At 45.1% G+C, this 26,990-nt stretch carries 29 protein-coding genes; 20 read left to right on the forward strand and 9 right to left on the reverse strand.

Going from position 1 to position 26,990, the window contains the following annotated elements; all coding sequences use genetic code 11:
- Nucleotides 1–58: 58 nt before the first annotated feature.
- The 4 genes from AC2EXB_RS01965 (at nucleotide 59) to AC2EXB_RS01980 (ending at nucleotide 3,583) form a co-directional block, all read left to right on the forward strand.
- Nucleotides 59–1,066 carry an LLM class flavin-dependent oxidoreductase gene (locus AC2EXB_RS01965; RefSeq protein WP_483603313.1) on the forward strand — a complete coding sequence of 336 codons (1,008 nt, stop codon included), beginning with the start codon at nucleotides 59–61 and terminating at the stop codon, nucleotides 1,064–1,066.
- Between the two features lie 18 nt (nucleotides 1,067–1,084).
- Complete coding sequence (locus tag AC2EXB_RS01970) at nucleotides 1,085–1,723, forward strand: NAD(P)-dependent oxidoreductase (protein WP_483603315.1); 639 nt, start codon at nucleotides 1,085–1,087, stop codon at nucleotides 1,721–1,723.
- Between the two features lie 191 nt (nucleotides 1,724–1,914).
- Entirely contained in the window at nucleotides 1,915–2,184 is a 270-nt protein-coding gene (locus AC2EXB_RS01975; RefSeq protein ID WP_483603317.1) for a hypothetical protein, read from the forward strand.
- A 97-nt stretch (nucleotides 2,185–2,281) separates the two neighbouring features.
- Nucleotides 2,282–3,583, forward strand: a complete 1,302-nt coding sequence (locus AC2EXB_RS01980; protein WP_483603319.1) for a purine/pyrimidine permease — start codon at nucleotides 2,282–2,284, stop codon at nucleotides 3,581–3,583.
- A gap of 138 nt (nucleotides 3,584–3,721) precedes the next feature.
- On the opposite strand, the gene pepF is transcribed toward AC2EXB_RS01980, so the two are convergent.
- Complete coding sequence (gene pepF, locus AC2EXB_RS01985; protein WP_483603320.1) at nucleotides 3,722–5,536, reverse strand: oligoendopeptidase F; 1,815 nt, start codon at nucleotides 5,534–5,536, stop codon at nucleotides 3,722–3,724.
- Between the two features lie 701 nt (nucleotides 5,537–6,237).
- On the opposite strand from pepF, the gene AC2EXB_RS01990 reads away from it, so the two are divergent.
- From AC2EXB_RS01990 to AC2EXB_RS02005, 4 genes are all read left to right on the forward strand, one after another.
- Nucleotides 6,238–6,717, forward strand: a complete 480-nt coding sequence (locus AC2EXB_RS01990) for a PaaI family thioesterase (protein ID WP_483603322.1) — start codon at nucleotides 6,238–6,240, stop codon at nucleotides 6,715–6,717.
- A gap of 276 nt (nucleotides 6,718–6,993) precedes the next feature.
- Nucleotides 6,994–8,052, forward strand: coding sequence for an LLM class flavin-dependent oxidoreductase (locus AC2EXB_RS01995; protein ID WP_483603323.1), 1,059 nt, complete (start codon nucleotides 6,994–6,996; stop codon nucleotides 8,050–8,052).
- Nucleotides 8,053–8,063: 11 nt separating this feature from the next.
- The gene (locus AC2EXB_RS02000) at nucleotides 8,064–9,014 is read left to right on the forward strand and encodes an ATP-grasp domain-containing protein (RefSeq protein WP_483603325.1); all 951 of its coding nucleotides are present in this window, start codon (nucleotides 8,064–8,066) and stop codon (nucleotides 9,012–9,014) included.
- A 110-nt stretch (nucleotides 9,015–9,124) separates the two neighbouring features.
- Nucleotides 9,125–9,307 (forward strand): hypothetical protein, encoded by a 183-nt coding sequence (locus AC2EXB_RS02005; protein ID WP_235198015.1) that lies wholly within the window; start codon nucleotides 9,125–9,127, stop codon nucleotides 9,305–9,307.
- Nucleotides 9,308–9,335: 28 nt separating this feature from the next.
- On the opposite strand, the gene AC2EXB_RS02010 is transcribed toward AC2EXB_RS02005, so the two are convergent.
- Nucleotides 9,336–9,638, reverse strand: coding sequence for a hypothetical protein (locus tag AC2EXB_RS02010; protein WP_483603327.1), 303 nt, complete (start codon nucleotides 9,636–9,638; stop codon nucleotides 9,336–9,338).
- A gap of 133 nt (nucleotides 9,639–9,771) precedes the next feature.
- Between AC2EXB_RS02010 and AC2EXB_RS02015 the strand changes: the two genes are divergently transcribed.
- Complete coding sequence (locus AC2EXB_RS02015; protein ID WP_483603329.1) at nucleotides 9,772–10,452, forward strand: hypothetical protein; 681 nt, start codon at nucleotides 9,772–9,774, stop codon at nucleotides 10,450–10,452.
- Between the two features lie 73 nt (nucleotides 10,453–10,525).
- Here the strand turns inward: AC2EXB_RS02015 and AC2EXB_RS02020 are convergent, their stop codons facing one another.
- The 4 genes from AC2EXB_RS02020 to AC2EXB_RS02035 all read right to left on the reverse strand — a co-directional run bounded on the left by AC2EXB_RS02020 (nucleotide 10,526) and on the right by AC2EXB_RS02035 (nucleotide 13,544).
- Nucleotides 10,526–11,281, reverse strand: coding sequence for a hypothetical protein (locus tag AC2EXB_RS02020; RefSeq protein WP_483603331.1), 756 nt, complete (start codon nucleotides 11,279–11,281; stop codon nucleotides 10,526–10,528).
- Nucleotides 11,265–11,795: an RNA polymerase sigma factor gene (locus AC2EXB_RS02025; protein WP_483603333.1), complete on the reverse strand. Its 531-nt coding sequence runs from the start codon at nucleotides 11,793–11,795 to the stop codon at nucleotides 11,265–11,267. The genes AC2EXB_RS02020 and AC2EXB_RS02025 overlap by 17 nt, the downstream gene beginning before the upstream one ends.
- Nucleotides 11,796–11,919: 124 nt before the next feature.
- Nucleotides 11,920–13,185 (reverse strand): erythromycin esterase family protein, encoded by a 1,266-nt coding sequence (locus tag AC2EXB_RS02030; protein WP_483603335.1) that lies wholly within the window; start codon nucleotides 13,183–13,185, stop codon nucleotides 11,920–11,922.
- Between the two features lie 89 nt (nucleotides 13,186–13,274).
- Nucleotides 13,275–13,544 carry a GNAT family N-acetyltransferase gene (locus AC2EXB_RS02035; RefSeq protein WP_483603337.1) on the reverse strand — a complete coding sequence of 90 codons (270 nt, stop codon included), beginning with the start codon at nucleotides 13,542–13,544 and terminating at the stop codon, nucleotides 13,275–13,277.
- 93 nt (nucleotides 13,545–13,637) lie between these two features.
- On the opposite strand from AC2EXB_RS02035, the gene AC2EXB_RS02040 reads away from it, so the two are divergent.
- Nucleotides 13,638–14,573: a catalase family peroxidase gene (locus AC2EXB_RS02040; protein WP_483603339.1), complete on the forward strand. Its 936-nt coding sequence runs from the start codon at nucleotides 13,638–13,640 to the stop codon at nucleotides 14,571–14,573.
- Nucleotides 14,574–14,596: 23 nt separating this feature from the next.
- On the opposite strand, the gene AC2EXB_RS02045 is transcribed toward AC2EXB_RS02040, so the two are convergent.
- The 3 genes from AC2EXB_RS02045 to AC2EXB_RS02055 form a co-directional block, all read right to left on the reverse strand.
- Nucleotides 14,597–15,976 (reverse strand): Glu/Leu/Phe/Val family dehydrogenase, encoded by a 1,380-nt coding sequence (locus tag AC2EXB_RS02045; protein ID WP_251478241.1) that lies wholly within the window; start codon nucleotides 15,974–15,976, stop codon nucleotides 14,597–14,599.
- 138 nt (nucleotides 15,977–16,114) lie between these two features.
- Nucleotides 16,115–17,605 (reverse strand): glycine betaine uptake BCCT transporter, encoded by a 1,491-nt coding sequence (locus AC2EXB_RS02050; RefSeq protein WP_483603341.1) that lies wholly within the window; start codon nucleotides 17,603–17,605, stop codon nucleotides 16,115–16,117.
- 96 nt (nucleotides 17,606–17,701) lie between these two features.
- On the reverse strand, nucleotides 17,702–18,259 hold the full coding sequence (locus AC2EXB_RS02055) for an SLOG family protein (RefSeq protein ID WP_251477714.1): 558 nt from the start codon (nucleotides 18,257–18,259) through the stop codon (nucleotides 17,702–17,704).
- Nucleotides 18,260–18,403: 144 nt separating this feature from the next.
- Here AC2EXB_RS02055 and AC2EXB_RS02060 point away from each other — a divergent pair, with 144 nt between their 5' ends.
- The 10 genes from AC2EXB_RS02060 to AC2EXB_RS02105 all read left to right on the forward strand — a co-directional run bounded on the left by AC2EXB_RS02060 (nucleotide 18,404) and on the right by AC2EXB_RS02105 (nucleotide 26,985).
- A complete protein-coding gene (locus AC2EXB_RS02060) occupies nucleotides 18,404–18,556 on the forward strand; it encodes a YfhE family protein (protein WP_483603343.1) in 153 nt (50 codons plus the stop codon).
- A gap of 158 nt (nucleotides 18,557–18,714) precedes the next feature.
- Nucleotides 18,715–19,488, forward strand: coding sequence for an SDR family oxidoreductase (locus tag AC2EXB_RS02065; protein WP_483603345.1), 774 nt, complete (start codon nucleotides 18,715–18,717; stop codon nucleotides 19,486–19,488).
- 32 nt (nucleotides 19,489–19,520) lie between these two features.
- Complete coding sequence (locus tag AC2EXB_RS02070; protein ID WP_483603346.1) at nucleotides 19,521–20,081, forward strand: TetR/AcrR family transcriptional regulator; 561 nt, start codon at nucleotides 19,521–19,523, stop codon at nucleotides 20,079–20,081.
- 18 nt (nucleotides 20,082–20,099) lie between these two features.
- Complete coding sequence (locus tag AC2EXB_RS02075) at nucleotides 20,100–20,987, forward strand: 3-hydroxyacyl-CoA dehydrogenase family protein (RefSeq protein ID WP_483603347.1); 888 nt, start codon at nucleotides 20,100–20,102, stop codon at nucleotides 20,985–20,987.
- On the forward strand, nucleotides 20,984–21,763 hold the full coding sequence (locus AC2EXB_RS02080; protein WP_483603349.1) for an enoyl-CoA hydratase: 780 nt from the start codon (nucleotides 20,984–20,986) through the stop codon (nucleotides 21,761–21,763). The genes AC2EXB_RS02075 and AC2EXB_RS02080 overlap by 4 nt, the downstream gene beginning before the upstream one ends.
- 14 nt (nucleotides 21,764–21,777) lie before the next feature.
- Nucleotides 21,778–22,185: an acyl-CoA thioesterase gene (locus AC2EXB_RS02085; protein WP_483603351.1), complete on the forward strand. Its 408-nt coding sequence runs from the start codon at nucleotides 21,778–21,780 to the stop codon at nucleotides 22,183–22,185.
- A complete protein-coding gene (locus AC2EXB_RS02090; RefSeq protein ID WP_483603353.1) occupies nucleotides 22,185–23,273 on the forward strand; it encodes a phosphotransferase family protein in 1,089 nt (362 codons plus the stop codon). Before AC2EXB_RS02085 ends, AC2EXB_RS02090 begins: the two co-directional genes overlap by 1 nt.
- Nucleotides 23,266–25,038: an acyl-CoA dehydrogenase family protein gene (locus AC2EXB_RS02095; RefSeq protein ID WP_483603355.1), complete on the forward strand. Its 1,773-nt coding sequence runs from the start codon at nucleotides 23,266–23,268 to the stop codon at nucleotides 25,036–25,038. The genes AC2EXB_RS02090 and AC2EXB_RS02095 overlap by 8 nt, the downstream gene beginning before the upstream one ends.
- Before the next feature lie 12 nt (nucleotides 25,039–25,050).
- Nucleotides 25,051–26,025: a quinone oxidoreductase family protein gene (locus tag AC2EXB_RS02100; protein ID WP_483603357.1), complete on the forward strand. Its 975-nt coding sequence runs from the start codon at nucleotides 25,051–25,053 to the stop codon at nucleotides 26,023–26,025.
- An 18-nt stretch (nucleotides 26,026–26,043) separates the two neighbouring features.
- On the forward strand, nucleotides 26,044–26,985 hold the full coding sequence (locus tag AC2EXB_RS02105; protein ID WP_483603359.1) for an MBL fold metallo-hydrolase: 942 nt from the start codon (nucleotides 26,044–26,046) through the stop codon (nucleotides 26,983–26,985).
- The last annotated feature ends 5 nt before the right edge of the window (nucleotides 26,986–26,990 follow it).

Consider the following 26,990-nt stretch of genomic DNA (forward strand, 5'->3'; position numbering starts at 1 on the left):
TTCGAGATATTTTGGTTTTATGGTTAATGGACATCTTCTCTTGAAAGGAAGTCATTAAATGAATCAAAACATAAAACCGGTGCCTATATCCGTTTTGGACTTGGTCGCTATCTCAGAAGGCCAGACAGCAAAAGATGCACTAACTGATATGGTTAGTCTGGCACAGCATGTAGAAAAATTAAATTATAAGCGGTTTTGGTTGTCTGAACATCACAACTCGCCGACTTTAGCCAGTTCCGCAACATCTATCCTGATTTCTAAGGTGCTCGATAATACGGCATCGATTGAAGTTGGATCTGGCGGTGTCATGTTGCCGAACCATACTCCGCTTGTCGTAGCTGAGCAATTCGGAACACTTGAGACGATGTATCCTGGCCGAGTGAATTTGGGGCTTGGGCGTGCACCGGGAACGGATATGCAGACAGCGCATGCACTGCGCCGAACTACGCAAGAAACGGCGTATGCTTTCCCGCAGGATGTAGTTGAACTGCAGAATTATTTAAAGCCGCTTGAACATCAAGGCATGGTGCATGCCTATCCGGGTGTTGGGACCGAAGTACCGATTTTTATCCTAGGATCGAGTACATCCAGTGCGCAGTTAGCTGCAAGACTGGGCTTGCCTTATGTATTTGCTGCCCATTTCGCTCCGCAGCAATTAGAACAGGCGCTGCAGATTTATCGAACTCAGTTCAAGCCATCTGAATACCTAGCCGAACCATACGTCATGGTTTGTGTAAACGTAGTGGCCGCAGAAACGACTGAAGAAGCTCAAAAACTTTCGACTTCGAGCCAGATGTTTTACTTGAATGTAGTAAGAGGCACAAAAAATCTGCTTCAGCCACCGGTCGATTCGATGGATGGCAAATGGAGCTTGTATGAGGAAACGGTCGCTAAAAATATGTCCCGTTATACGTTCCTTGGCGACCGCGAAGCGATTACAGCGCAGTTGAAAGACTTTATGGGCGATATGCAGATTGATGAACTGATGGCTGTGTCTTATATTTATGATCAAGAAAAAAGAAAGCGTTCGTTTGAGATTCTGAAAGATGCGATGGATCAAATCTAAGAGGATGAGGTGGTTCGGGTGAAAATCGGAATTATTGGAGCAAGCGGAAAAGCGGGCAAGGTCATTATGAAAGAAGCGATTTCTAGAGGCCATGAAATCACGGCTATCGTAAGGGATGCTTCGAAAATTGAAGAGGGAAAAGTACAGATTTTGGAAAAAGATGTTTTCAGTTTAACTTCAGAAGATCTAAAATCGTTTGATGTGGTCGTAAATGCTTTTGGTGTGCCCCCGGAAAAAGCGGAGCAGCATGTAGAAGCAGGAAGAAATCTTATCCAAGCGTTAAAAGAAGCGCCTGACACGAGACTGATTGTAGTTGGAGGGGCAGGCAGCCTATTTGTCGATGAAGCACGAACCACACGCTTGATTGAAACTCCGGAATTCCCGGATGCTTTCAAAGCGATTGCGTCTAGCCAGGCACAGAACCTAGCCGACCTTGAAGCATCAGAAGGCATCGAGTGGACATTCCTAAGTCCTGCAGCTTTCTTTGATGCGGAAGGCAGACGGACCGGCAGTTATGAGATAGGCGAAGACAGCATCACGGTGAATAAGAGAGGGAAAAGCTATGTCAGCTATCCCGATTATGCCATTGCACTAGTGGATGAAATTGAAAATCCACGCCATTTCAATAAACGGTTTACAGTGGTATCGGAGAAATAGGCTCTAAAGTTGGCGGTAGAAAAAGGGGTGTTTCCTGGTTCTGCCGCTCCCTTTTTACATGCCGCTTTACGGCATTTGTTGCGAAGATTGTTAAGAGTTCGCCACTAAATGTTCACCATCGGTAATTTATTGAAAAAAGCTATCCTGTATAATGAAGGGAAACTCAACTATCAAAGGCGGGAAACAAACAAATGGAATTCTTATATTTTCCTGAAGATAAATCGGAATACATTCCCGGGATTATCTCAGTTGTCGTCATTTTTATTTTATCGCTGTTGATCATGTGGCTTTTGATCCGAGCTTCTCGGAAACAAGTAAAGCAACTGCAAGATAAAGGCTATCCAGTTGTCTATAAAGGGCCATTGGATGAAGAACATCGAACAGATGAGCAACAAAAAAAGGCAGACCTGCAAAAACAAGCCGACCTTAAAGAAACTACTAGAAAAGACAAAGAGTCCTGAAAATATCAGGGCTCTTTGTCTTTTTCTTTGAACTTCATCAAAAGTAAAAGGGTATACTGAAAAGATAAAAAGCAGGAAAAGACGGAGGCGGGAAATAGTGAAAACTTTATTTGGCGGCATTCAATGGGCAGTTTTTCTATTGGCTTCTTCGATTGCTGCCCCAATTGCCATCGCCAATGTATTTGGGATGGACAACGGTGATACAGCCTTATTTGTCCAAAGGACGATTTTCGTGCTCGGCATTGCATGTTTAGTGCAAGTGCTCGTGGGGCACAGAATGCCGATTAATGAAGGGCCAGCCGGGCTCTGGTGGGGAATCTTCATCGTCTATGCGGGAATGGTCGGCGTTATGTACGCAACGATGGAAGAATCGCTGCAAGCTCTTCAAAGCGGGCTGCTCTATAGTGGGGTTTTGTTCATTGTTTTTGCTTATACCGGATTGGTAGGAAAGATGAGAAAACTATTTACACCGACCATCACTTTCATCTATCTATTATTGCTCGTCCTGCAATTGAGTGAATCGATTATCGGCGGCTTGCTGGGGATCGCCGGTGAAGGAGATGCTGTTGATCCGGTCGTCGCGATCGGTGGGGCTGCGGTGGTAATTGTGACTTTCATATTAATGGGGCACAAAACTCCTTGGGTCAACCGTTATTCAGTCTTGCTGGCGATTGCGGCGGGGTGGCTGTTATTTGTGCTGCTTGGCAAGGCGGATGCGATTGCCGGTACTTCGGAATCGTTGCTCGCATTGCCGGAACTTCTCGTATTCGGACCGCTCGTCTGGGATAGCGGCATGTTCGTTACGGCGCTGTTTTTGACTTTTCTACTAGTGGCGAACATGATGGCTTCCATGCGGGTCATGGAGGTGCTTTTAAAAAACACCTTTTCGATTGAGGCGCCGGATCGGGTAAAGCAAGCATCAGTCGCTTCCGGAATCAACCACATGTTTGCAGGGCTTTTTTCAGCCATCGGGCCAGTGCCGATTTCCGGTGCAGCCGGTTTTGTCAGTGCCACACGAAATCCTTCTTTGAAACCATTCATCATGGGTGGAATGGTTGTAGTAGCTATTAGCTTCTTTCCGAGCCTGATGGCGTTATTAGCGGCATTGCCGGCACCAGTCGCTTATGCAGTAATTTTCGCGATCTTCACAAAAATGGTGGAAATGGCTTTTGTAGAATTGGCTGAAGAAGCGGATCATCAGCAAGCCTATAAAGTGTCCGCTTTCGGATTGATGATCGGAGTCGGCATCATGTTTCTTCCGCCGGAGAGCATGGCCAAGCTGCCTGCGGTCATGGCGGCTACCTTTTCAAACGGACTTATTACTGGAACGTTAGCAGCGATTCTGATCGAACGTTATTTCATCTGGAAAAAAGCGCGCAAAAAAACGGAAGCAGCTTAACAGCCGCTTCCGTTTTCAATGTGCTGAAAAAATAAAAATAGAAAAAGTTTCGTTTAGAAACCCGATATTCCGCAAAACCGCTGCCCAAAGCGCCGAAGTGCGGATTGTAGAAGCAGAAGCTCTCATCCAACTAGTTTTTTATTGTTTGACTTCAATTTCTTTTGTCAGTGCGACAAGTTCGTCGATCAATTCACCGATATAGGCGATGGTATTGCGCAGCGGTTCTTCTGTTGTGATGTCGACGCCAGCCATCTGAGCCAGTTCTACCGGAGTTTTCGTGCCTCCGGCTTTCAACACTTCCAGCCATTCATCGACGGCTGTTTGCCCTTCACTTAAGATCCGTTTAGACACTTGCGTAGAAATGGTCAGGCCGGCGCTATAAGTATACGGGTATAAGCCCATGTAATAATGCGGCTGGCGCATCCATGTCAGTTCAGCTCCTGGCGTGATTTCTACGGCATCTCCCCAGAACTCTTCCAGCACACCGCGCTTCAGCTCATTTAAAATCCCGGCATTGACGCTTTGTCCAGCGTCGATGCGTTCGTATACTTTGCGCTGGTATGCAGCTTCAAGCAAATGCGTGACAAAGTTATGGTAATACGTTCTCGCAACGATGGATGAAATGACCCAACGCTTGAATTTCGGATCTTCCGAGTTTTTCAAGAGATGGTTGGCTACTAGCATCTCGTTCATTGTTGAAGGTGCTTCGATAAAATAAAGGGACGGTCGGGCATTCAAGACGTTTTGTTCTCGGTTCGCATTGTAGAAATGTCCGGCATGGCCGAGTTCATGCGCCAAGACGAAGACTTCGTTCATGCGGCCAGTCCAGGAAATCAAAATGTACGGATGGTTTCCGTAAGGGCTCGAACAGAAAGCCCCTGTTGACTTGCCTTTGTTCTGTGCAAAATCGATCCAGCGTTCGGAATAAGAGCGTTCCACCATATCCAAATAGTCTTCGCCCATGATGCCGAGCGCTTCGTTGATGTATTTTTTGGATTCTTCTACGGTGATTTCAGGTTCATATGTAGGATCCAAGGAAATTTTCAAATCAGCGAAAGTCATTTTATCCAAGCCATGGACTTCTTGCAGCAACTTCGCGTATTTGCGCATATGCGGCGCCAATTCTTTTGTGATTAAATCGATTTGGCGGTTATAGAGTGTACGGTCCACTTCTTGGTTGAACAATAAATAATCGAAAACGGAATCGTAACCGCGCAAATCAGAAGTGGTTTTTTCCATTTGCAATTGCATATCGTAGGTTTTGGCTGTTGTATGCTGGTAGTCTTTCAGTTTTTTTGAAAAAGCATCAAATGCAGCACGGCGGATTTCGGCATCGGGCTCTGCTTCCCAATCTCCTTCAAATGACACATAACTTAATGGATAACTCTGGCCATTCACTTCAAAATCTTCAAAAGATAGATCCACCATTTTGGTCGTATTGTAAAGGCCGTATGGGGCGTTGAAAGTAGCTGAATAAGCAGCCAGTGTTTTCTCGGCTTCCGGATGCAATTGGTATTCTTTTTTGCGGAGCAGCTTTTCCAAATAAACTTTAAACTCGTTGGATTCTTCCATTGCCGCTTTTAATGTTTCTTCTGGCAACGCTAACAGTTCACTGCTGACAAAGGAAAGTTTGCTTCCGGTTTTTGCAGAAACAGAACCGAATTTGCTGGATAGCATTTGGGCTTCTGAATCCGTCTGATCGGTACTTAACGTAAGGCTTGCGTACGTGCTGACAGGTACCAACTTTTCAACGAGAGCCATATATGCTGTCAACGATTCAAGGACAGACGCGGAATCGCTGATTTTTCCGTGAAACTGGCTATGGAAATCGGAAGCATCTTTTTCCAATGAAACCAAGGCTTCATTAAATTCTTCATGCGAAGCAAATAAACTCTGTAAATCCCATGTTTCTTGTACGGGCACTTCTGAACGAAGCGGTAAACTCTTAACCATTTAATCTCTCCTCTTTATTACGGTTATCGAACTAAATACTAGTATAAAGGGGAGTAAACGAAATGTAAAAATAATTTATTGAATTTATTAAAATTTTCTTATAAATAGGTTTAGATTTAAGAGGAGGTGGAATACAACTACTACAAGGCGGAATAACGTAGGGAAAAGCGTATAAACGAAGTAAGTTTATGAACGCATCCAGACGATGACTTGCACAGCCTTGGCGGAAAATTTTGCAATACTGACGATAGTTACTCTTGTCAGGGACCGATAATACAATGGTTTCTCTCCAGAAAGTAAATCAAGATCAGTAAGATGTAAGTTTTTTGTGGAAGTGCATCTAAACGTCTAACTGCAGAAACACAATTTCGCTGAGAGGTATATGCGAAGCAAAAGCCTAAATGGCAAATGACAGTTAGCGCAACAAACTGCATTGGCGAGAGTTTTCAAGTTCGTCAGAGCATCAACAAGTAGTAAAGTTGTAGAAAGAATTGAATAAGAAATTTTCCGCGTGCGAACCCTCGTTTTTTAGAGGGAAGGTAATAAGGGAAAGCATGATCTGATGAAAAGGATCATGCTTTTTCTTTTTGTTTTTTATAAAAGTTCATTAAATGAACGTCTAAATGTCAGAACACTCAATTTACTTTATGTTAAGATAGTGAAAATAAACGAAATTACATATTTGGAAAAGAGGGATTGGAATGACAGAGAAGATGAAGCAGGCCATTCAAGATGAATATCCAGAGGACTTCGCGTGGTGCTACGGATGCGGCCGCCTAAATAAAGAAGGGCATCAATTTCGGACAGGGTGGCAGGGCGAAGAAACGGTGACGGTTTACACCCCTAAACCTGAGCACACAGCAATTCCTGGATTTGTTTATGGTGGATTGATCGCTTCACTAGTGGATTGCCATGGAACGGGGTCCGCATCGCTTGCGCTGCACCGAAAAAACGGCTTTGAACCGGGAAGCGGGGAAGCGCCGCCGCGTTTTGTCACCGCTTCTTTACATGTTGATTATAAGAAACCGACGCCGCAAGGAAAAACCTTAAAAGCGGTTGGCCGAATCGAAGAAATTCATCCGAAAAAATTTAAAATCCTAGTCGATGTATTTGCCGAAGAAGAATTAGTTGCCACGGGAGAAGTCCAAGCGGTGGTCATGCCGGCTTCCTTTGCCAAATAATTGATGAAGGGGTATTTGTTATGCGGGACATGGAACCGCCGTGCAATGATCTGATTGGAGAAATATTAAAAGAATACGAAAATATGGATAGAAAATTTAAAAAAAGCAAGAAGTTACTGGGAATAGATTACTCTATTCCTTTATTGCTTTAGTGAGGTAAAATTTATAACCTAGTATACTAGTAAGAATACGTGGTTTTGTTGTATACTAAAAGCGTTATTTGATTATTTGAATCTTTTGCATTTGACTATAAACGTAAAGGGAAGTGAATGAGCGATGAAATATGGTTTCTGGATGCCGATATTCGGCGGTTGGCTGCGCAATGTGGAAGATGAAAACATGCCGGCGACTTTTGATTATGCGAAGCAAGTGGCGCAATCAGCTGAACAATGGGGTTACGATACGACATTGATTGCTGAGTTGAATTTGAATGACATCAAAGGAATGGAAGCCGATTCATTAGAAGCTTGGTCAACAGCGGCAGCTCTTGCAGCAGTGACTGACAAGCTGGAAATCATGACGGCAATTCGCCCTGCTTTCCATAACCCTGCTGTAACAGCGAAGATGGCGGCAAATATAGACCGGATTTCAAATGGCCGTTTCACTTTAAATGTAGTATCTGCCTGGTGGGCAGAAGAAGCACGCCAATACGGCGGAGAATTTACAGAACACGACGAACGCTATGACCGAACAGACGAATTTTTGAAGATTGTCAAAGGCATGTGGACGGAAGACACATTCTCTTTCAAAGGGAAGTATTACGATATCCAAAATGCGCATCTTGCTCCAAAACCTGTGCAGCGACCAAATCCGGTGCTTTATGCAGGCGGCGAAAGCCCGCGCGGCAAACAGTCAATCGTGGAATCATGTGATGCTTACGTGATGCACGGTGGGACAGTGGAAGAAATTGAAACGAAAATTGCCGGCATGAAAAAATTGCGGGAAGAAGCAGGCAAAGAACCGCTGCAATCCTTCGGCATGGCTGCTTATGTGATTTGCCGCGATACAGAGGAAGAAGTAGCCGCTGAATATGCGCGCATCACGGATGTAAAAGATGCGAAAGGCTATGTGGGCTACGATGATTTTGTCAGCAAATCGAAGTTAGAGCAAGAAGTGAAGCTTCAGGATTATTCCGTTTCGAACCGCGGCTTGCGTCCGAATTTAATCGGCACGCCCGAGCAAATTGCCGATCGCATCATCGCGTACGAACAAGTTGGTTTGGATCTATTATTGCTTCAATTCTCCCCTCAATTAGAAGAGATGGAGCGCTTCTCGAAAAAAGTAATGCCGATTGTTGAAGAAAAACGCAAGGCATTGACAGCAACGATTTATTAGGAGGAAATTAAATGACTGAAAAAATATACGTAATACACGAAAACGAGGAATGGACAACGCATTTATTCAAAAGGTTAGATGAACTGGGCCTTCCTTACGAAGATTGGTTTATCAACGAAAGCCTAGTCGACTTGAACGATGCACCGCCTGAAGGCGTCTTTTACAGCCGCATGAGCGCCTCTTCACACACACGCGGACACCGGTTTGCACCGGAAATGGCAGACTCCTTGCTTGTTTGGCTTGAGCATCATGGACGTAAAGTGTTTAATGGCAGCCAGGCACTAAGCCTGGAAGTCAGCAAAGTGAAACAATATATGGCATTGAATGCATCCGGTATCCGTACGCCCAAAACCATTGCAGCTAACGGCAAAGAGCAAATTTTGGCCGCTGCAGAAAAAATGGGCGCTGCTTCTTTCATTACGAAACACAACCGTGCAGGAAAAGGCCTAGGCGTGAGATTGTTCCATTCGATGGAAGCATTGAACGAATACGTCAACGGAGCAGAGTTTGAACCGTCGATTGATGGAATTACGCTGATTCAGGAGTACATCCAAGCGCCTGAACCGTTTATCACGCGCTGCGAATTTGTCGGTGGAAAATTTGTCTACGCGGTACAAGTGGATACTTCGGAAGGCTTTGAATTATGCCCCGCAGATGCTTGCCGGATCGATGATTTGTTCTGCCCAGTGGGAGAAGAAGCCGAAGAAAAGCCGAAATTCCAAGTGGTGGAAGGGTTTAACGATCCAATTATCGCTAAATACGAAGCTTTTCTTGCCCAGAACAACATTAACGTAGCTGGCATCGAATTTATCCGCAATGCAGAAGGCGAGATTTTCACTTACGATGTCAACACCAATACGAATTATAATTCGGATGCGGAAGCGGCTGCCGGCAAATATGGCATGCTTGAACTTGCGAAGTTTTTAGAACGTGAATTAAAAGGCGTTAAACAGACAGTTTAATAAACTGGAGAAGCGGACGTCTTTTAGATGTCCGTTTTCTTTGCGTTTAACTAGGTCTTGCTCAGGGAAAATGGATAAGGAAAGCTTAAGGGACGAAAGGAAGATAAATCATGGAAGAAAAACGTGAAGAAGAATTGTTGGCCGAAGAAGGCGCAGAGGAAGAAGTGGAAGAACCGGTCAAAGAAAAAGATTTCAATGGGATTTATAGCAATATCGCCTCGAACCGCTATGAAAACCTGCGGACCAGCCATATCGAAAACAAAGCGAAACAACTTCGGAAACAAAGAAAATAAAAGATCAAGTGCCTAAGCGCTCGATCTTTTATTTTTTGGGCATCCGTTCCATTTCTTCGACCACAACAAATGCGAGGTCATCGTTGCCGAACAGTTGCAAGACTTCCAACATCGTTTCATTGCTGATTTCAATATCCGCAGTTTCGGCATTGGCTTCTTCGATGGCTGTTAAGAGCGCAGCGTTCTTTTCTTGATAAGGATAGGCTTTTTGATAAAGGGTCATTGGGTCAAGTTGGTGGTTCGTGCACCATTGCACAAATAATTGGATCATCATATTTTCATCTTGCTGGTATTTCTTGATGATCAACTCATCACGGTTTTCATATTCCATGTGTGCACTTCCTTTTTTGCTTGTTGTTCCCGTTATACCACAGGAAGCTGGACAAATCGAGTGAATGCATAGACTTCTGCTATAGTTTCCTCTAGAATGAACCCCATAGCATGATAGTATCGGAGGGCGAAAAATGAAATTATTACAAGTACGAAAAGGGCAATTGGTTTATTACAACAACGAGCTTCACAAGGTGTATTCGGTTAAACCGCTAGCGAAAAAGTCGGTGCTGATGTTCCGGCTTAAAGATATGGAACAAGTAGCGTGCAAAGCCGAAGAGGCCACTTTCTACAAGCCGAAACATCTGGATGCGTTCCTGTTTTTAGGGACAAAGTATACACTTCGGGAAGACGTTGTCGCCGAAGAAGGCGGGTATATCTTCATTGTGAAGCCGGATCCGGATTATATGGATCATTATTCGTTGAATGAATTTGAAAAAGTTGAATCTGTAGAAGGCAAGAACGTCATCACGACGCGCCAAAATACAGTGAAGGCACGTGAATTCTTTGTGATGGTTCCAGGCGATGAGCCAGGAAGTACAGACATTAGCTATTTCGACCAATCAAAAGTGACACAAAGCCAGAAAGAAGAAGACGCTCAATTGGAAGAGAAATTGCGTGAACAAAACGCGATCAAACCTTCTATTGGCGATGTCTATCTGAATCTGGATAACGGTGCAACTGCGATGGTAGTGGCCATCGAACAAGAAGTGGTGACATTGGGAACAGGAGAAAAAATCACATTCCATGCGCTTTTCAAGGCGGACAACTGGAATTACCTTTACTCACTCAATTCATCGGCAAGCGAATTGTAAAATCGATTAAAAAGGCGGCAAGGAAAAATTCCTTGCCGCCTTTTTACAATGGTTTCTAGTGGTGCATTTTTGGTTACTCTAAAATCTGGAATTCTTGGAGCATGGCGTAAAAGCGGGCGCCGTGTCCTTCAGCTGCTTCCAGGAAATAACGTTCAGTAATGACAAAACTGCCTTCTTTTCCGTTGCTGATGACATAGGCATGGACCACTTCATCGTCCCATTTCTGTCCGCCGTTTTGAATGCCGTGCAATTGGTAGCCTTCTACAGGTTCTGTCACTTGTTCGACTGGGCGAAGCTCTGGGAATTCAAGTGTTAATTCTTCTTCGTACTGGCTGACCAGTGTGTCAGGAGCGATATCTGGAATTTGTTCGATGGTCATGGATACTTCAGGGAAGTTCTCGGGCAATTCTTCTTTCGTCGTAATCACATCGGGCCGGTCGCCTTCGCCTTTAATCATTTTATAGCGTTCTTCATCGATGTAGATGACGTATTCCGCATCTTTGCCTTCATTTAATTGGACATTGGTTTCTTCATCCATTCCTTCAATGCTTTGGACTACTTCTTTTTCAGGTACAAACATTTCCTTGATCCGGTCAATCAAAGCCATGCCGGTTTCGGTTTGAAAATTGAAAGCGATCAATATCCCGGCGGCAGCTGCAATTATAAGAGGAAGCACTTTCTTTTTCATGCTTTTCACCTTCCTTGCCGCGGCTTGCGGTTCTGTAAACAGCTCGTTTTCTAAACGGCTCCAAATTTCCTGCTCCAGTTGGCCGGCTTCAGAAGTCTTGTCCATTAATGCCTTTTTTGCTCGATCATCTATATTTTTCATCCAATTCAGCCTCCTGTTCCACTATTTCCAGCAGTTGGCGCAAGTTCTGGCGTCCTTTGAAAAGGCGGGATTTGACGGTATTTTGATTTAGCTCCAAAATGTCCGCAATCTCTTTCTCGCTGAAGCCTTTGATGTATTTCAAAATTAACGGAATGCGATAAAGATCCTCCATACTCTGAATGGTTTCGACCAAATCTGCTGCATGGCCGCCGGAAGGTGAGGAAATCCGCTCGTCATTCTCTAAATCGGGATGGTGGTACGCTGGCATTTTCGATTCTTTCTTTAATAGCCGATTGCATTCGTTTACTAATATGCGGTAAAGCCAAGGTTCAAACGGCAAACTGGCATCATACGAAGAAAGATGGCGGTAAACCCGTATAAAGGTTTCCTGGACGGCGTCTTTCGCGATTTCCGGGTTGCGGGTAATTGCAATAGCAGTGCGGATGGCAAAATTTGCATGTTTTTGATAAAGTTCTTGAAAACTTGCTTTATCCAACGCCCCTTTATTATCCATCGCTTGAAATCACTCCTTTCCGTCCGTTATAAACGTTCTTATATGTATTACCTTTGAAAAGGCAGAAAAGTTTTCTGTTGATGCAAATTTCATAAAAAAAAGGCAGACGCGAAGTCTGCCTTTTCTACAGCACTGTATTTTCTACTCGGATAGGGGACAATGCCGTCGTATTTTCAATATAAATAAACGCGTCGTAGCGTGTCGATAATTTGCTTGGGACATAATTTCCGCGTGCTTCAAATTCAGGATAGTAAACGACGCCAATCGCACGATGCCCAGCCCATTGATCAAAAGCTTTCCGATTCTGATCATTAAAAATGACGAATTGGTCGCCTGCGCCGGTACGGTGAAACAGCTCTTCCCATGAATGGACCCGGGCTGGCGGAACTTCCATGATTTGATGTGGTGTTCCCCAAGCTTCTGAGGCGATAACCGTGCCGGTATAAGTTCCAAATCCTAATGCGAAAACGTCCTCCGGGCGGTTCTGTTCACGGAGAACCTGTCCGACATTGATCATGCCGTCATTTTTCATATCCGTCGCCCGGGCGTCTCCAATATGGGTATTATGTTCCCAAATAATGATTTTGGCATCGCGGCCGTGGTAATCACGGATTTCATTGATGGCTTCCACCATATGTTCGTCACGGATATTCCAGGACACTTCTCCGCTTTGGACCATGGCCCGGTAATAGTCTTCCGCATTTTTTGTGACGAGCGCATTGATCTTCAAATTTAAATCATTTTCCCAATCATCTTTATAAAGCTCTTCGTTCGAGCGGATGGAGAAAAGGAGCTTGGACACTTCCTCGATGCAGACAGTAGAAAAGCTTGCATAGGAAATCGCATAATTTTCGGGTTCCCGGTTAAATGGCTCAAAACAGGAAAAGGCTTTTTTAGCCAATTCCAAGTCGCCGCCGGAAGGATTGGTATGCGTTAAATAATGGATGACTTCTTCCATCGACTCCCAAAGACTGTAGATATCGATGCCATAAAATCCTGCTTTCTGCTCGTTCCGGCTATTGTGTGCTTTCAGCCAGCAAATAAAGTCGGTCATCTCTTCATTTGCCCACATCCAAGTTGGCCAGCGGGTAAACGATTGGACGATTTCCCGGGCCTCTTTTTTCTCTTCTTTAAAGCCTTTAATATAACGGTTGACTTGTTGGGCAGATGGCCAATCGCCTTCAACGGCAATTAATGTAAATCCTTTTTCTTCGATCAGTCTTTTTGATAGTTCGGCTCGCACTTTATAGAATTCAGAAGTACCATGGCTTGCTTCACCAAGCATCACGATTTTGGCATCGCCAATTGCTTCTATGATTGGCGACAAGTTAGCTGTGGAATCAAAAGGCTGTGCAAATTTCGCTATTGTTTGTTCAAGAGAAGTGTCCATGATGCCATCTCCTTTTTCGCACTTTTCTTTTACTGTTCCCGGGTTTCCTAAGACAAAACAAAAACACCCGCTTTCACGGATGTTTTGGATTACTTTACAACAACGTCTTGGAAATCAGCTGTTTTTTCGATGACTCCTTGTGCAAATGGACATTGAGGATCGATTTTCTTTCCTTCTTTCCGCGCATATTGGACAACTTGTTCAACAAGCTGTTTGCCGACTCCTTGGCCTTCAAGCTTTGGTGAAACTTCAGTATGGTCGACTGTGAGCACATCGCCATCTGGAATATACGAAATGAATCCCAATTTTTCTGAGTCTTTCATGACCGTGAAGCGGTTATTTTCGTGTTTAAAATCCATTAATAAATTCCTCCTTAAGTTTTGTTCTTTTTGTATTCCCGTTATTTTTAAAACTAAGCTTATTTGGGTATATCGAATAAAAGGAGTGAGGGCATGGAAAAACCGCAATTGGCCGAAGTGGCCGTTAATCGGATTGAACGCGTATTCGGCGAACATCCGCTTTACCGCCGTGCGCATGCACGCGGAGTCATTTACAAAGCGAAGTTTACAGCCAACGGAAATGCAGAAGGATTGACCACTGCGCCGCATCTTCAAAAAGCCGGGGTAGAAGCATTTGTCCGCTTTTCCCACAGCTCACCGAATCCCGAATGGACGGATATCATGTCGCCGGTCAAAGGGATGGCTGTCCAATTTAAATTGCCGAACGGTGAAGCGACCAATATTGTCGGCGTCAATGCACCCATATTTTTAGCACGGACGCCGTCTGTCTTCACGGAAATGCTCGGAGTGGTCAAATCATTTAAAGACGGGAAGCCTCCTTTGCGGGAATTGGCAGAACTGCTGATTAAATATCCGGAGAGCCGGGCCGCTATCAAGATTCTCAAAAAGATGCATGCACCTGTCAGCTTTGCGACCGGAATTTACTACTCCATTCATGCATTTTATTTTTTGAATCGAGAAGGCAAGCGGACACCCATCAAGTATGAATGGATACCGGATGCCGGAGTAGAAACTTTAGAAGCTAAAGATCTCGCGGAAATCCCTGCAGGTTATTATGAGCAGGAAATCGAAGCGCGCGTAAAGGCAGGGACCGCTGGTTTCCAGTTGGCTGTGGTTATTGGGGAGGCGGAAGATCCAACAGACGACCCGACAATCGAATGGCCGAAGGAGCGCCAGCGAATAATAGTGGGGCATTTAAGAATTGAAGGAATAGTGGAGCAGCTGGATGATATGAAATTCGATCCGACCGTGATGGCTGAAGGGATTCGCTGTTCTGAAGATGCGATTTTAAACTTTCGAAAAGACGCTTATTCCATTTCCCATAACCGCCGAATCGCAGAAAAAAAGAAAACCGCTGAATCCGATTGAAGGCTGCAGCGGTTTTATCATTTTTAGTAAAGTTTTCCTTGGCGATAAAGCACGGTTGAAAGTTTCTTTACCGAATGGATGTAGCAATTCTGCCGAAGGGGGAACGGATCGCCGAAAAATTGCGGATAAATGGCATCCATCGTTTCTTTCATCTTTTCGAGCAAGAGGCGGTAAACTTCCGCTTCTGTATAAAATTGCGTCTCCCGGCCTTGCAGCCATTCAAAGTAAGAAACAATCACACCGCCGGCATTGGCTAAAATATCCGGAATGATGATAACGCCTTGATTGCTCAAGTATTCATCCGCTTCTTGTGTGGTTGGTGCGTTCGCGCCTTCGATAATGATTTTTGCCTGGATGTCTTTCATATTCTCTTTATGGATTTGGTTTTCAAGAGCAGCAAGCAGTAAGACATCAACTGGCAAGGTAAGCAGCTCATCACGGCCTCTTATTTCTGCTTTGATAGTCGCCTGATCCAATTGTGCTGGGGTAGACGGCAAGTCGCCGCGATTACCCGCTGTAAATTCGATCAAAGCTGGAATATCCAAGCCTTCTTCGTTATAGAGTGTCACATTTCGGTCGCTTACTGCCACAATGCGATTTTGGATTTCGGTGCTTTTGTAAGCTTCAAGCGCTGCCACGGATCCTACGTTCCCGAATCCTTGGACCGCCATTGTGAGGGGCCGGTTCGCATGTGCCAGTGCAGTCGCCGCAAACACATTATCCGAGCTGGCAAGCATTTGTTCATTGGCTTTTAAATAATCATTCATCAAATAGCGGAAAGTGAAATAGACGCCTTTCCCTGTTGCTTCTCTGCGCCCCAGCGACCCACCGTTAGCAACACTTTTTCCTGTGAAGCTGCCAAGATAGGCTTGGCCATAATGGACTTTTTTGAACTCGGCCATCATCCAGTCCATTTCGCGTTCTCCAGAACCGACATCAGGGGCTGGGATGTCTTTATCCGGTCCGATCTCATCTGAAAAATAGCGGACGTATTTCCGGCAGATCAGGTTTAATTCCTTTTCGGAATACTCGCGGGGGTTAATGACGATTCCGCCTTTGCCGCCTCCGAACGGCACATTGTGCAAGGCGTTTTTCAAAGTCATTAGAAAAGCCAAGTTGATGACTTCATCTTCATTGACGCTTTCATGAAAACGGATCCCGCCTTTATACGGTCCGAGCGCGTCGTTGTGATGGACGCGAAAAGCAGGGATTCGGACTACGCTTCCATCGTCTAATGGGATGCGCAAGAACGATTTGTGGATTTTATTCGGCGTAGAAAGGATAGCGCTCAATGAAGTGAAAGCCTGTTTCCTCATTTGTCCTTGAAGTTCGGGTAGAAATTTATCGCTTTCGAGCAATGCATTCAATGAGCCTTGGATAATCGTGCGCGTTTGTTCTTCCATGGCTGAAACACCTCCGTTAAATTGATCTTGCAATTAATGGCCATACTAAAAGGCGATGGCGCTTCTCCATTCGTGCTATACCCGTATCCATCAACTACTATGCAAAAAACGCCTTCCTATTAAGGAAGGCGCTTCACATTATTTTTTGGGTTTAGGAAGTTTCAATTCCGCGTTCAATGCCTTGAATAAGGCGATGACCATGAGAATCATGACGACAGAGAAAGGCAATGCGGCGACAATAATCGTGTTTTGGACAGCTGTCAATCCGCCAACTGATAGTAGGATTGCGGCAACCAGCGATTGTGCAATGCCCCAAAGAACTTTGATCTGGTTGCTTGGAAGCAGCGAGCCGTTCGTCGATTGCATGCCGAGTACGAATGTTGCTGAGTCAGCAGAAGTGATGAAGAATGTACTGACGAGCAAAATTGCAAATAGGGACATAACAAAGCCAAGCGGCATTTCACTGAACATCGCAAATAAGGTCTGTTCCGTCGGGAAGCCGGTCAAATCAATTCCACTTTTCTGGATATCGATGGCCGTCGTACCGAATGCTGCAAACCAGAAAGAACCGAAGATGGTTGGCACTAACACCACGCCAATCAGGAACTCCCGGATAGTCCGGCCTTTTGAAACTCGGGCGATGAACATACTGACGAAAGGCGCCCAAGAAATCCACCAAGCCCAGTAGAAAATGGTCCAGTCATTTAGCCATGAGCGGTTTTCCGCATCGAGCGGTGCTGATTGGAAGCTCAAGCTGATCAAATTCTGGATGTAATGGCCGAATGTCTCGGTGAACAAATTTAAAATGAGCAAAGTCGGACCCAGCACAAGAACTAGGATCAACAGAATAACAGCCAGCACCATATTGGTATTGGACAGGTATTTAATTCCTTTATTAAGCCCGGACCAAGCCGAAATGACAAACAAAACAGTCACGACGGCGATAATCAGAAGTTGGAACCACGGTTCATCCGGCGCTCCGAAAAGATAGGTCAATCCGCCGTTAATTTGAGCAGCGCCAAAGCCGAGGGAAGTCGCTACGCCGAAAACGGTAGCGAAAACAGCAAGAACGTCAACTAAGGTTCCAAGTGGACCTTCCATTTTCTTGCCGAAAATCGGCTTCAGTGTTGATGAAATTAACGCAGGTTCTCCTTTTCGGAACTGGAAAAAGGCGAGTGATAATGCAATGAGCCCGTACATCGCCCATACATGGATTCCCCAATGGTAATAAGTGCGTTCCAATCCTTCTTTAAAAGCGGCATCTGTTCCGACTTCAGCAGTCGCGGGTTGAACTGCAAAGTGGCTGAGCGGTTCTGAAGCGCCGTAAAATACGAGGCCGATCCCCATTCCGGCAGAAAACAGCATGGAAATCCATGAGAGGGTGGAGAATTCAGGACGGTCGGTATCTTTCCCCAACCGTATTTTTCCGTAGGGGCTGATAACAATGACAAATACAAAGATCAGAAGCAACGCCATCAGCGTCAAATAATACCAGCCGAAATTGGTGCCGATAAATGTCCGTATGTTGCCTGTGACTTTTTCAAAAATTTCAGGTGCTAATACACCGGACAATACAGTTAAAATGACTAATGCGAATGTGATATAGAATACTCTTGAAGCTTTCTTCATAATTCCTCCTTTGATCTTTTGTATAGCATAGTTATTAAGGGTATCGAAGTTCGTCACCTTCGTCAACCTAGCGGCTGCATGTTAAAGTATTCAAACTTATTCCCATTCATTCATTTGTTCTTCTTCTGCAACAACCCTTAAGTCGTCCGCTGTAATGGTGAAAACTTGATAATCATTTTTTTCAGCATAGCTTTCGGCTTCTTTTTTAGTGAACTTCGGAGAGCCGTCCATTTCTTCGTCGTAGACAATCAGCATGCCATCCGAGTTGCGGAGGAAGAATTTATTTTTCTCAATGAATTGCCACGGCGCCTCGTAAGGGCGGTTCGTTAAACTGCGATGGAAGTCAGCCATTTCAAGAATCATCTGGTATTTCTCTTGTTTCGCTTCGTTCCATCTTTTTTCCTGATCGAGAAAAGGCGTAAGCACCGCATATTTCAAATCAGGGAATTCTTCCTTTAAGTCCAACACCACTTCGGCCGCCCAAGTCTCCACGCCAAGCTGCCCGCTGATGATGACCCATTCCAATCCTTCGTCGATAAGTACGCGCAATTGGTTTTCCAGCGCTTTTTTAATAAAACGGATTCCTGGGTTTTTGTCATCGAATATCCCGAGCTCATGCTGTTTATAGCCGGTGATGGCTAAACGTTTTAACATAGGACACCTCCTTTCTTTTTGGATTATATTCTTTCATTTTACCGTATTTGAAGTCTTGCCGGCGAGTCATATCGTTTCTGTGGTTTAGACCGAAATAGACCGGAAAAAGAAATAATAATTCACATCCAGAAAGGAGCAGTAATTATGGCAGAAGAAAAACAGCCGCATGAAAAGTTGGCGGACAAGGAACTGAACGTAAAAGCAGCTCAGGAAGTGCATTACCAAGAGGAGTTCAAGAAAGCGGACAAAGTTGCTGAAAATCAGAAGCAAGATCAAGATAAAACATCAGACAAATGAGAAGGAAGAGCCGGTAGCGAGCAGAAATCTGCATGCATCGGCTTTTCTTCTTTTAGTTAACCTTTTCTGCATCTTGCTTTATTAAAATGAAAACGTTACCATAAATTTAAGTATTCTGAACATACTAACTAGTTAGTATAAAATAAGGGGGAAATGGAATGAATGTAATGGATCTTTTTAAGTTGGATGGGAAAACGGCAATCGTAACTGGGGGAGGAAGAGGATTAGGCGCACAAATCGCCGAAGGCTTTGCGGAAGCAGGCGCCAATGTAGTGGTCTGTTCACGGAAAGTCGAAGCTTGTAAAGAAATCAGCGGAAAGTTAAAAGAAAAAGGCGTGAAATCATTGGCCTTGGCATGCGATGTGACAAATCCGGAAGATGTTAAAAATGTGGTTCAAAAAACTTTGGAAGAATTCGGCTCAATTGATATTTTAGTCAATAATTCAGGTGCTACTTGGGGAGCGCCTGTACTTGAAATGCCGCTGGATGCTTGGGAGAAAGTCATGAACGTTAACGTTACCGGAACATTTTTGATGAGCCGGGAAGTGGGCGAAACGATGATCAAACAAGGCAGCGGGAAAATCATCAACATCGCATCCGTTGCCGGGCTAGGCGGGATCGACCCGAGATTGATGGATACAATCGGCTACAACACAAGTAAAGGGGCAGTCATCACCTTTACGAAAGATTTAGCAGCGAAATGGGGCCAGTTCAATATTAACGTCAACGCATTAGCGCCAGGATTTTTCCCGACGAAAATGTCGAAGGTTTTAATTGAACAGGGAGGCGATCGTTTGCTTGATCAGACACCGCTAAACCGTTTTGGCACAGAAGAGGACTTGAAAGGCGCAGCGTTATTCTTAGCCGCTAAAGCTTCGGATTACATTACGGGCGATGTGGTTGTTGTTGATGGAGGCATGCATGTGCTGTAATGAAAGCCGATCAGAGATTGTGAGGAAATAGCATGAAAGAAAAAATTATTGACGAAAGCATTCTGCTATTTGAAAGGAAAGGATTCAGTGAAACCTCCATTCAAGATATTGTGGAAGCCATCGGAGTAACGAAAGGAACTTTCTACTATTACTTCTCCAGCAAAGAGCAATTGCTAATGGACATCCATTTAGGATATATCGACGATTTGCTTGAGCGCCAAGCGGCCATACATAAAACTGTTGCAAGCAATCAGCAAAAGCTCAAACAAATGGTGCAGCTCCTCATCGCCGATATTAAAGATCACGGCCCGAGCGGCAGAGTGTTTTTTAGGGAAATGCGCCATTTGGCAGAGGACAACGCAGGAGCTGTAAAAGCGAAGCGCGAAGAGTTTCGGATCAATATTGAAAACCTGCTCACCGAAGGGATTGAAGAAGGCGAATTCCGAAAGGACATAAAGCCTGATATGACGGCTTTTGCAGTGCTTGGCATTACGAATTGGAGCTACCAATGGTTCAATCCCGCTGGAGAAGTGTCTGCTGAAAGCCTGGCTGAAATATACAGTGATTTGATTTTAAATGGGATTGCGCAATAACCAAAAGGGGATGAACAAATGGAAAATCTTCATATCAATAAAATATGCGTAGTCGGTGCTGGCCAAATGGGCCATCAAATTGCCATGTTATGTGCTTTGGGCGGATATCAAACGGCCCTTCAGGATTTGAAAGAAGAAGCGTTGGCGAAAGCGAAAAGCGGCTTGGACATGTTAATGGGGCAGTGGGTACGGAAAGGGAAAATTACTGAGCAGCAAAAAGCAGAAGCTTTTGGCCGGCTATCGTTTACTGCAGATTTAAAAAAAGCAGCGAGTGATGCGGATTATGTCATTGAAGCAGCCGTTGAAAAATTGGAAGTGAAGCGCGAAATCTTCAAGCAATTAGATGAAATTGCGCCGAAACATGCGATTCTTGCTTCGAATAGTTCAACAATCGTCAATTCGCTAATCGCAGAAGCAACAGATCGCCCGGAAAAAGTATGCAATATGCATTTCTTTTTTCCGCCGCTTGTTATGGATTGCGTTGAAGTGGTTATGAGTGAAAAAACTTCAGAAGAAACGGCCCAAACAGCTATGGAGGTTTGTAAAAAAATCGGACGGACGGGCGTCTTGCTGCGGAAAGAGATTTCCGGGTTTGTAGCAAACCGGATTTTGGGGGCATTGCAAAAAGAAGCGATGCATTTATATGAAGAAGGTATTGCCGACTTTAAAGAAATCGATTTAGTCATCAAAAAAGCGCTGCGGCATCCAATCGGCCCATTCGAATTGATGGATTTGTCGGGGCTTGACGTTGCTTATTATGTCATGCAGCAGCAATATGCGGAAAGCGGCAATCCAGAAGATAAGCCTCCTGCATTTATTGAAGAGAAAGTAAAGGCTGGAGAGCTCGGCAGAAAAACTGGAAAAGGATTTTACGATTACGGGGAAAAGGGAGTCGAAGCGCCATGACAGAAGTTTTGCGGGTAGAGAAAACAGAGGGCTATGCCATTATCACAATTGATAATCCGCCGATGAATGTCATCAGCAACCAAGTATTTAAAGAACTTGACGAAGTATTCGCCGGACTTGGTGCGGATGAGGAGGTCAATGCAGTTATTTTAACCGGACAAGGCGAAAAAGTGTTTGCGGCCGGGGCGGATATTAAAGAGTTTCCGCTGCTGATCGGACAAACGGGCATTCAAGAGACTTTCCTGGAGACGCATGCGATCTTGCACCGGATCGATCAATTTGAAAAGCCGGTGATTGCGATGTTGAACGGGCTTACGTTGGGCGGCGGCTGTGAATTGGTGCTATGCTGCGACATTCGGATTGCAGAAGAACATGTTCAGATTGGCTTGCCGGAAATCACGCTCGGCCTTTTTCCTGGCGGCGGGGGTACTCAGCGTTTGCCGCGCTTGATTGGCGAAGCACGAGCGAAAGAAATGATGTTCACAGGCGAGCCGGTGACAGCTGAAAAAGCGGAGAGAATCGGATTGGTCAATCGCGTTGTTCCAAGTGGGGAAGGCATGGAAACAGCTAGGAAAATGGCGAAGCGGCTTGGCCGATCTTCTATGCCAGCTTTAAGGTTCATCAAGCAAGCGGTTGATAAAGGACTGGAACTTCCACTCGAAGAAGGCACCAGTCTTGAAGCAGCCTATTTTGAAAAAGTCTTCCAAACCGAAGATGCAAAAGAAGGGGTTCGGGCATTTATCGAAAAAAGAAAGCCCGCATTTCAAAACAAATAGGGAGATGGAGAACTGTGGCGCATGAATTGGTGGTGAAAGTGCGGTTTAGTGAAACAGATGCACTTGGACATATCAGCAATATCAGCTATTTTATCTATTTGGAAGAAGCGCGCATCGAATTCTTTAAAGCGTTGGGATTTGATATGGATATCGCAAAATGGAAAGTCATTATGGCCTCAGCCAAATGTGATTTTATCAGTCAAGGCTTTTTCAATCAGCAATTGAAAGTGATTTCTGCAGTAAGTAAGATCGGAAACTCCAGTTTTTCAATCATTCATCGGATAGAAGATGCAAATACCGGCCAATTGATCGCTAAAGGGGACGCAAGTGCCGTCCATTTCAATTTTGAAACCCAGAAAAGCGAAAGTTTGCCGGACGACATCCGCAGCCTGCTGGAGGAACATCTGGAGGAGGGAGCCTAATGGCAAAACACGAAAATGGCGTAATCCAAGTCAGGTCCGGTGAAGAGCTGGACCGTGCAATACTCTCGGAATTTCTCCACACACACATCAATGGGTTGCCGGAAGGCGAGTTGGAAATCCAGCAATTCGGTGCTGGCCACTCCAATTTGACTTATGCACTGTCAATTGGCGATTGGGAAGCGGTGCTGCGCAGGCCGCCGCTCGGTCCCTTGGCGCCGAAAGCCCATGACATGGAACGGGAATTCCGTGTTCTTTCTTCTTTGCATGAAGTATTCCCGGCAGCCCCGAAACCATTTGTTTTTTCGGATGACGAAACGATAGTCGGCAGCCCTTTTTTTATCATGGAGAGGCGGCATGGCCAAGTGATCGATACGGAGTTTCCAAAAGAAACGGAGCCGTCGGAAGAACTGGGTAAAAAAATTTCAGAGCTCATGGTCGATATGCTCGTAGAATTGCACGCCGTTGACTATACAAAAACGGCACTCGCAGAACTGGCTAAACCTGATGGATTTATGGAACGCCAAGTAACGGGCTGGACTCAGCGGTATGAACGGTCAAAAACCGATGACATTCCGGAAGTGGCGGCATTAGCAGAATGGATGCAGGCACATATGCCACAATCTCCTGCTCCCACTGTCATTCACTACGATTTCAAGCTCAACAATGCACTGTTTTCAGATGATTTCACAAAAATCACCGGCTTATTCGACTGGGAAATGACGACAGTTGGCGACCCGCTCGCTGATTTAGGAGCGGCGATGGGCTATTGGATTGAAAAGGATGATCCCGAACTGTTGAAAAAAGGATTTGGCAAAGCTCCAGTAACGGTGCTGCCAGGCTTTTATACACGCCAAGAATTTATCCGGCGCTATGCAGAAAAAAGCGGCCGGGATGTTTCAGCGATGCATTTCTATTTGACGTTTGCTTATTTCAAACTGGCAGTCATTTGCCAGCAGATCTATTACCGTTACCGGAACGGACAGACGAAAGATCCCCGTTTTGCCCACTTCGGAGAGTTTGTGAAGAGCCTAATGCAACATGCGCTGGCCACTGCCCAAAATAGTAAAAGGAGCGATTTCGATGGATAGACACACAATCACTTACCGCGGAGCAAGTTTTCTGTACCAGCCTTCCGAAGCGGAAACGGTTTTTACGCCAGAAGATTTTACAGAAGAGCATAAAATGATTGCCAAAACCGCGAAGCGTTTTCTAGAAAGCAAAGTTCGGCCAGTCAATGAAGAAATTGAAAGCCAGGATTTTGAATTGGTTCAATCGCTTCTTCGGCAGGCGGGTGAACTTGGATTGTTGGCTCACAGTATCCCTGAAAAATACGACGGCCTCGGTTTGGATAAAATCAGTAAAGGGCTGGTCGGAGAAGTGCTCGGCCCAGCTGGAGGATACGGGGTTGCCCACTCCAACCATACTTGCATCGCGACATTGCCGATCACTTATTTCGGCAGCGAAGAACAGAAGAGGAAGTATTTGCCTAAACTCGCTTCAGGGGAATATATCGGCGCTTACTGCCTGACAGAACCGAATGCGGGATCCGATGCTTTAGCGGCTCAGACGGTCGCTAAGTTAAATGATGCAGGCAGCCATTATATATTGAATGGCACCAAAATGTTCATCACTAATGCGGCATTTTCCGATACTTTTATCGTTTATGCAAAAGTGGATGGCAAGCATTTCACCGCGTTTATCGTCGAAAAGGATTTTCCGGGGTTATCGCTAGGTGCAGAAGAACAGAAAATGGGCATCAAAGGATCTTCGACGCGGGCCGTGATATTCGAAGATTGCGAAGTCCCTGTCGAGAATTTATTGGGTGAGATTGGAAAAGGACATGTCATTGCATTGAATGTATTGAATCTGGGACGCTATAATTTGGGGTCTGCCACAATGGGCGCGGCAAAATATGGTTTGGAACTGGCCTTGAAATATACGAAAGAACGCCGGCAATTTGGCAAGGCGATTGCAGAATTTACAGCCACTCAAGAAAAAATTGCAGATATGGCAATCCGGATTTATGCATCTGAATCGCTGCAATACCGGACGGCTGGATATTTGGAAGAGGCATTAGGCGATTTATACGATTCACCTGATACCGCATTGACCGCGAAGCGCTTGATGGAATATGCCACTGAATGTGCAGTTTGCAAAGTCTATGGATCTGAAACGCTGGATTATGTAGCGGATGAAGCACTCCAGCTGCACGGAGGCTATGGATTTATCAAAGAATATAAAATTGAACAGATGTACAGGGATTCCCGCATTAACCGGATATTCGAAGGGACCAATGAAGTCAACCGCCTTATGATTCCAGGGAATTTGCTAAAAGCGTATGGTAAGGGACAGGTTGATTTAGAAGAATTGATCAAACAGGCGGTAGCAGAAATTCGAGCGCCTAAAGTGGGGTCAATCGGCATTATTTCCCGGGAAATTGAAGCGGTGCATGCGATGCGGAGAGTGTTCTTGCTATGTACAGGACTCGCTTTTAAAAATTATGGTCCAAGCATGAGCGAAGAGCAGGAAGTGCTGATGAAATTGGCGAATATCGGTTTGCATTTATACGCAGCAGAATCGGCAGTTTTGCGTACAGCAAAATCCATAGCGCGGGATGGGGAAGAAAAGCATGCTTTAAAGGTGGATTTAACAAAAGCGTTGATCGACGACTCGCTTCTTGAAGTGGAGATGGCGGCACGCAAAATGGTGCAAGCGACCGTTTCCGAAAAGACGGTACATGATTATGTCTTGATGGTTACTGGGGAACTTAGCCGTTTGCAGCGCTCGTGCGGCATTCAGACGAAGCGAAGCATTGCCGGGAAGATGTTGGAAGCAGAACAGTATATCTCATAAGGGGGAAATTTTTTGAAACAGATCAAGTTTGAGCAGTACGGCGGGCCGGAAGTACTTGAATGGGTCGAAACAGAAAAACCGGCGCCGGCGGCAAATGAAGTCTTAATAGAGGTCAAAGCCATTGGCGTCAATTATGCAGATACAGCACGTCGTGAAGGGAAATACGTTGTGCCGACCAAGCTGCCTTATGTGCCCGGTTCAGAAGTGGCAGGGGTGATTGCTGCTGTTGGTGCGGAAGTCAAACATTTCAAAGAAGGAATGCGCGTCGTCGCTTTGATTGAATCACACGGCTATTCGGAATACGTCGCTGTCGATGAACGGATTTTAACGCCTGTTCCGGACGATGTCGATTTTGAACAGGCAGTGGCATTGCCTTTGCAAGGTTTGAGCGCTTACCATGTGTTAAAAACGATGGGCCGTTTGGAAGCAGGAGAAACCGTTTTGATCCATGCGGCGGCAGGGGGAGTGGGAGCGATTGCTGTCCAACTGGCTAAAATTTTCGGAGCAGGGAAAATCATTGCGACAGCCAGTACAGAGGAAAAATTGGCACATGCAGAAAAAATGGGAGCTACTGATCTGGTGAATTATTCTGAGGAAGGCTGGGTTGACAAAATCAAGGAAATCACCGGTGGAAAAGGCGTAGACGTCGCTTTGGAAATGGTCGGCGGCGAAGTGTTCAACCAAACCGTAAAATGCCTTGCACCTTTTGGGCGGCTGGTTATTTTCGGTGCGGCAAGCGGTGAACAAGCAAGTTTCCATCCGGGGCAATTAATGAAAAGAAACCAATCTGTCATCGGCTTTTTCCTGCCGCAAATTATGCGGAAACCTGAACTTTATCAACAGAGTTTCAAGGAATTGCTGGGATACATGAAGAACGGCCAGTTGGAGCTGACAATCGGCGGAACCTATCCGTTAGAAGAAGCGGCAGAAGTGCATAAATTGCTGCAAGGAAGACAGACGATCGGCAAATTGGTATTGAAGCCTTAGCGGCAGAGGAGAGATTGGATGCTTGAGAAATTAGGGGTCGAATCCATTCGACTGGATCTTCCTTTCAGGTTGAATCATGTAAATTGTTTTATGGCAGAGTCGGAAAATGGTTGGACTATCATCGATGCCGGATTAAATAATAGCGAAACGAGAGAGTTTTGGGATGAGCGAATCGGCAATAGACGAATAGAGACCATTTTCATTACGCATTATCATCCGGACCATTTCGGCTATGCGGGCGGATTGCAGGAAAAAACCGGCGCGCAGCTGCGGATGTCGAAAATTGATGCGGAATTAGGAAGCGTTTCCTGGAAACCTGAATTTATGGAAACGATGCCGAACCAGTATAGCGCTTCTGGAGTGCCAGTGGAAATGGCGAAGAAGATGGTGCAGAATACAGTGAATTTCCAGCAGCTGGTCAATCCTTTGCCAAAAATCGATCATTATTTGGTGGAGGGGGAGCGGATTCAGATTGGACGATACGAATACGAAGTAATCCATACACCGGGACATTCGGATGGCATGGTCTGTTTTTATAATAAAGAAAAAAATGTGTTGTTTTCTGCAGACCATATCTTGCCGAAAATCACACCGAATATCTCCTATTGGTTCCACGGTCAGGAAAATCCCTTGGCTTTGTATTTAGCGTCTTTAGAAAAAATAAAGCAATTGAATGCAGATTTTGTCATTCCTTCTCATGGAAAACCGTTTTACGGAGCAAATGAACGGATAGTAGAATTGATAAAGCATCATGAAGCACGATTGGATGAAACAAAAGAAGTGCTCGAAGCGCCTTCTACGGTCTTCCAAATATGCGAACGCCTCTTTAAACGTCCGCTGACTGTCCATGAAATGCGTTTTGCCATTGGAGAAACGCTGGCGCATCTGGAATTTTTGCGGCATAGCGGGGAATGCACGAGAGAAAAGGAACAGCGTGCCTGGCTTTATGAACAAACGTGATAAAC

The organism is Planococcus alkaliphilus (assembly GCF_057031095.1).

What these genes read in the sequence shown, in the direction of transcription:
- AC2EXB_RS01965 (WP_483603313.1), top strand. Translation starts at nt 59, where the DNA reads ATGAATCAAAACATAAAACCGGTGCCTATATCCGTTTTGGACTTGGTC.
- AC2EXB_RS02075 (WP_483603347.1), top strand. Translation starts at nt 20,100, where the DNA reads ATGGAAAATCTTCATATCAATAAAATATGCGTAGTCGGTGCTGGCCAA.
- AC2EXB_RS02030 (WP_483603335.1), bottom strand. Translation starts at nt 13,185, where the DNA reads ATGGACACTTCTCTTGAACAAACAATAGCGAAATTTGCACAGCCTTTT.
- AC2EXB_RS02010 (WP_483603327.1), bottom strand. Translation starts at nt 9,638, where the DNA reads ATGGAATATGAAAACCGTGATGAGTTGATCATCAAGAAATACCAGCAA.
- AC2EXB_RS02080 (WP_483603349.1), top strand. Translation starts at nt 20,984, where the DNA reads ATGACAGAAGTTTTGCGGGTAGAGAAAACAGAGGGCTATGCCATTATC.
- pepF (WP_483603320.1), bottom strand. Translation starts at nt 5,536, where the DNA reads ATGGTTAAGAGTTTACCGCTTCGTTCAGAAGTGCCCGTACAAGAAACA.
- AC2EXB_RS02020 (WP_483603331.1), bottom strand. Translation starts at nt 11,281, where the DNA reads ATGAAAAATATAGATGATCGAGCAAAAAAGGCATTAATGGACAAGACT.
- AC2EXB_RS02015 (WP_483603329.1), top strand. Translation starts at nt 9,772, where the DNA reads ATGAAATTATTACAAGTACGAAAAGGGCAATTGGTTTATTACAACAAC.
- AC2EXB_RS02095 (WP_483603355.1), top strand. Translation starts at nt 23,266, where the DNA reads ATGGATAGACACACAATCACTTACCGCGGAGCAAGTTTTCTGTACCAG.
- AC2EXB_RS02025 (WP_483603333.1), bottom strand. Translation starts at nt 11,795, where the DNA reads ATGGATAATAAAGGGGCGTTGGATAAAGCAAGTTTTCAAGAACTTTAT.
- AC2EXB_RS02060 (WP_483603343.1), top strand. Translation starts at nt 18,404, where the DNA reads ATGGCAGAAGAAAAACAGCCGCATGAAAAGTTGGCGGACAAGGAACTG.
- AC2EXB_RS02005 (WP_235198015.1), top strand. Translation starts at nt 9,125, where the DNA reads ATGGAAGAAAAACGTGAAGAAGAATTGTTGGCCGAAGAAGGCGCAGAG.
- AC2EXB_RS01995 (WP_483603323.1), top strand. Translation starts at nt 6,994, where the DNA reads ATGAAATATGGTTTCTGGATGCCGATATTCGGCGGTTGGCTGCGCAAT.
- AC2EXB_RS01975 (WP_483603317.1), top strand. Translation starts at nt 1,915, where the DNA reads ATGGAATTCTTATATTTTCCTGAAGATAAATCGGAATACATTCCCGGG.
- AC2EXB_RS02040 (WP_483603339.1), top strand. Translation starts at nt 13,638, where the DNA reads ATGGAAAAACCGCAATTGGCCGAAGTGGCCGTTAATCGGATTGAACGC.
- AC2EXB_RS02035 (WP_483603337.1), bottom strand. Translation starts at nt 13,544, where the DNA reads ATGGATTTTAAACACGAAAATAACCGCTTCACGGTCATGAAAGACTCA.
- AC2EXB_RS02055 (WP_251477714.1), bottom strand. Translation starts at nt 18,259, where the DNA reads ATGTTAAAACGTTTAGCCATCACCGGCTATAAACAGCATGAGCTCGGG.
- AC2EXB_RS02045 (WP_251478241.1), bottom strand. Translation starts at nt 15,976, where the DNA reads ATGGAAGAACAAACGCGCACGATTATCCAAGGCTCATTGAATGCATTG.
- AC2EXB_RS02070 (WP_483603346.1), top strand. Translation starts at nt 19,521, where the DNA reads ATGAAAGAAAAAATTATTGACGAAAGCATTCTGCTATTTGAAAGGAAA.
- AC2EXB_RS02050 (WP_483603341.1), bottom strand. Translation starts at nt 17,605, where the DNA reads ATGAAGAAAGCTTCAAGAGTATTCTATATCACATTCGCATTAGTCATT.
- AC2EXB_RS02000 (WP_483603325.1), top strand. Translation starts at nt 8,064, where the DNA reads ATGACTGAAAAAATATACGTAATACACGAAAACGAGGAATGGACAACG.
- AC2EXB_RS02065 (WP_483603345.1), top strand. Translation starts at nt 18,715, where the DNA reads ATGAATGTAATGGATCTTTTTAAGTTGGATGGGAAAACGGCAATCGTA.
- AC2EXB_RS02090 (WP_483603353.1), top strand. Translation starts at nt 22,185, where the DNA reads ATGGCAAAACACGAAAATGGCGTAATCCAAGTCAGGTCCGGTGAAGAG.
- AC2EXB_RS02105 (WP_483603359.1), top strand. Translation starts at nt 26,044, where the DNA reads ATGCTTGAGAAATTAGGGGTCGAATCCATTCGACTGGATCTTCCTTTC.
- AC2EXB_RS01990 (WP_483603322.1), top strand. Translation starts at nt 6,238, where the DNA reads ATGACAGAGAAGATGAAGCAGGCCATTCAAGATGAATATCCAGAGGAC.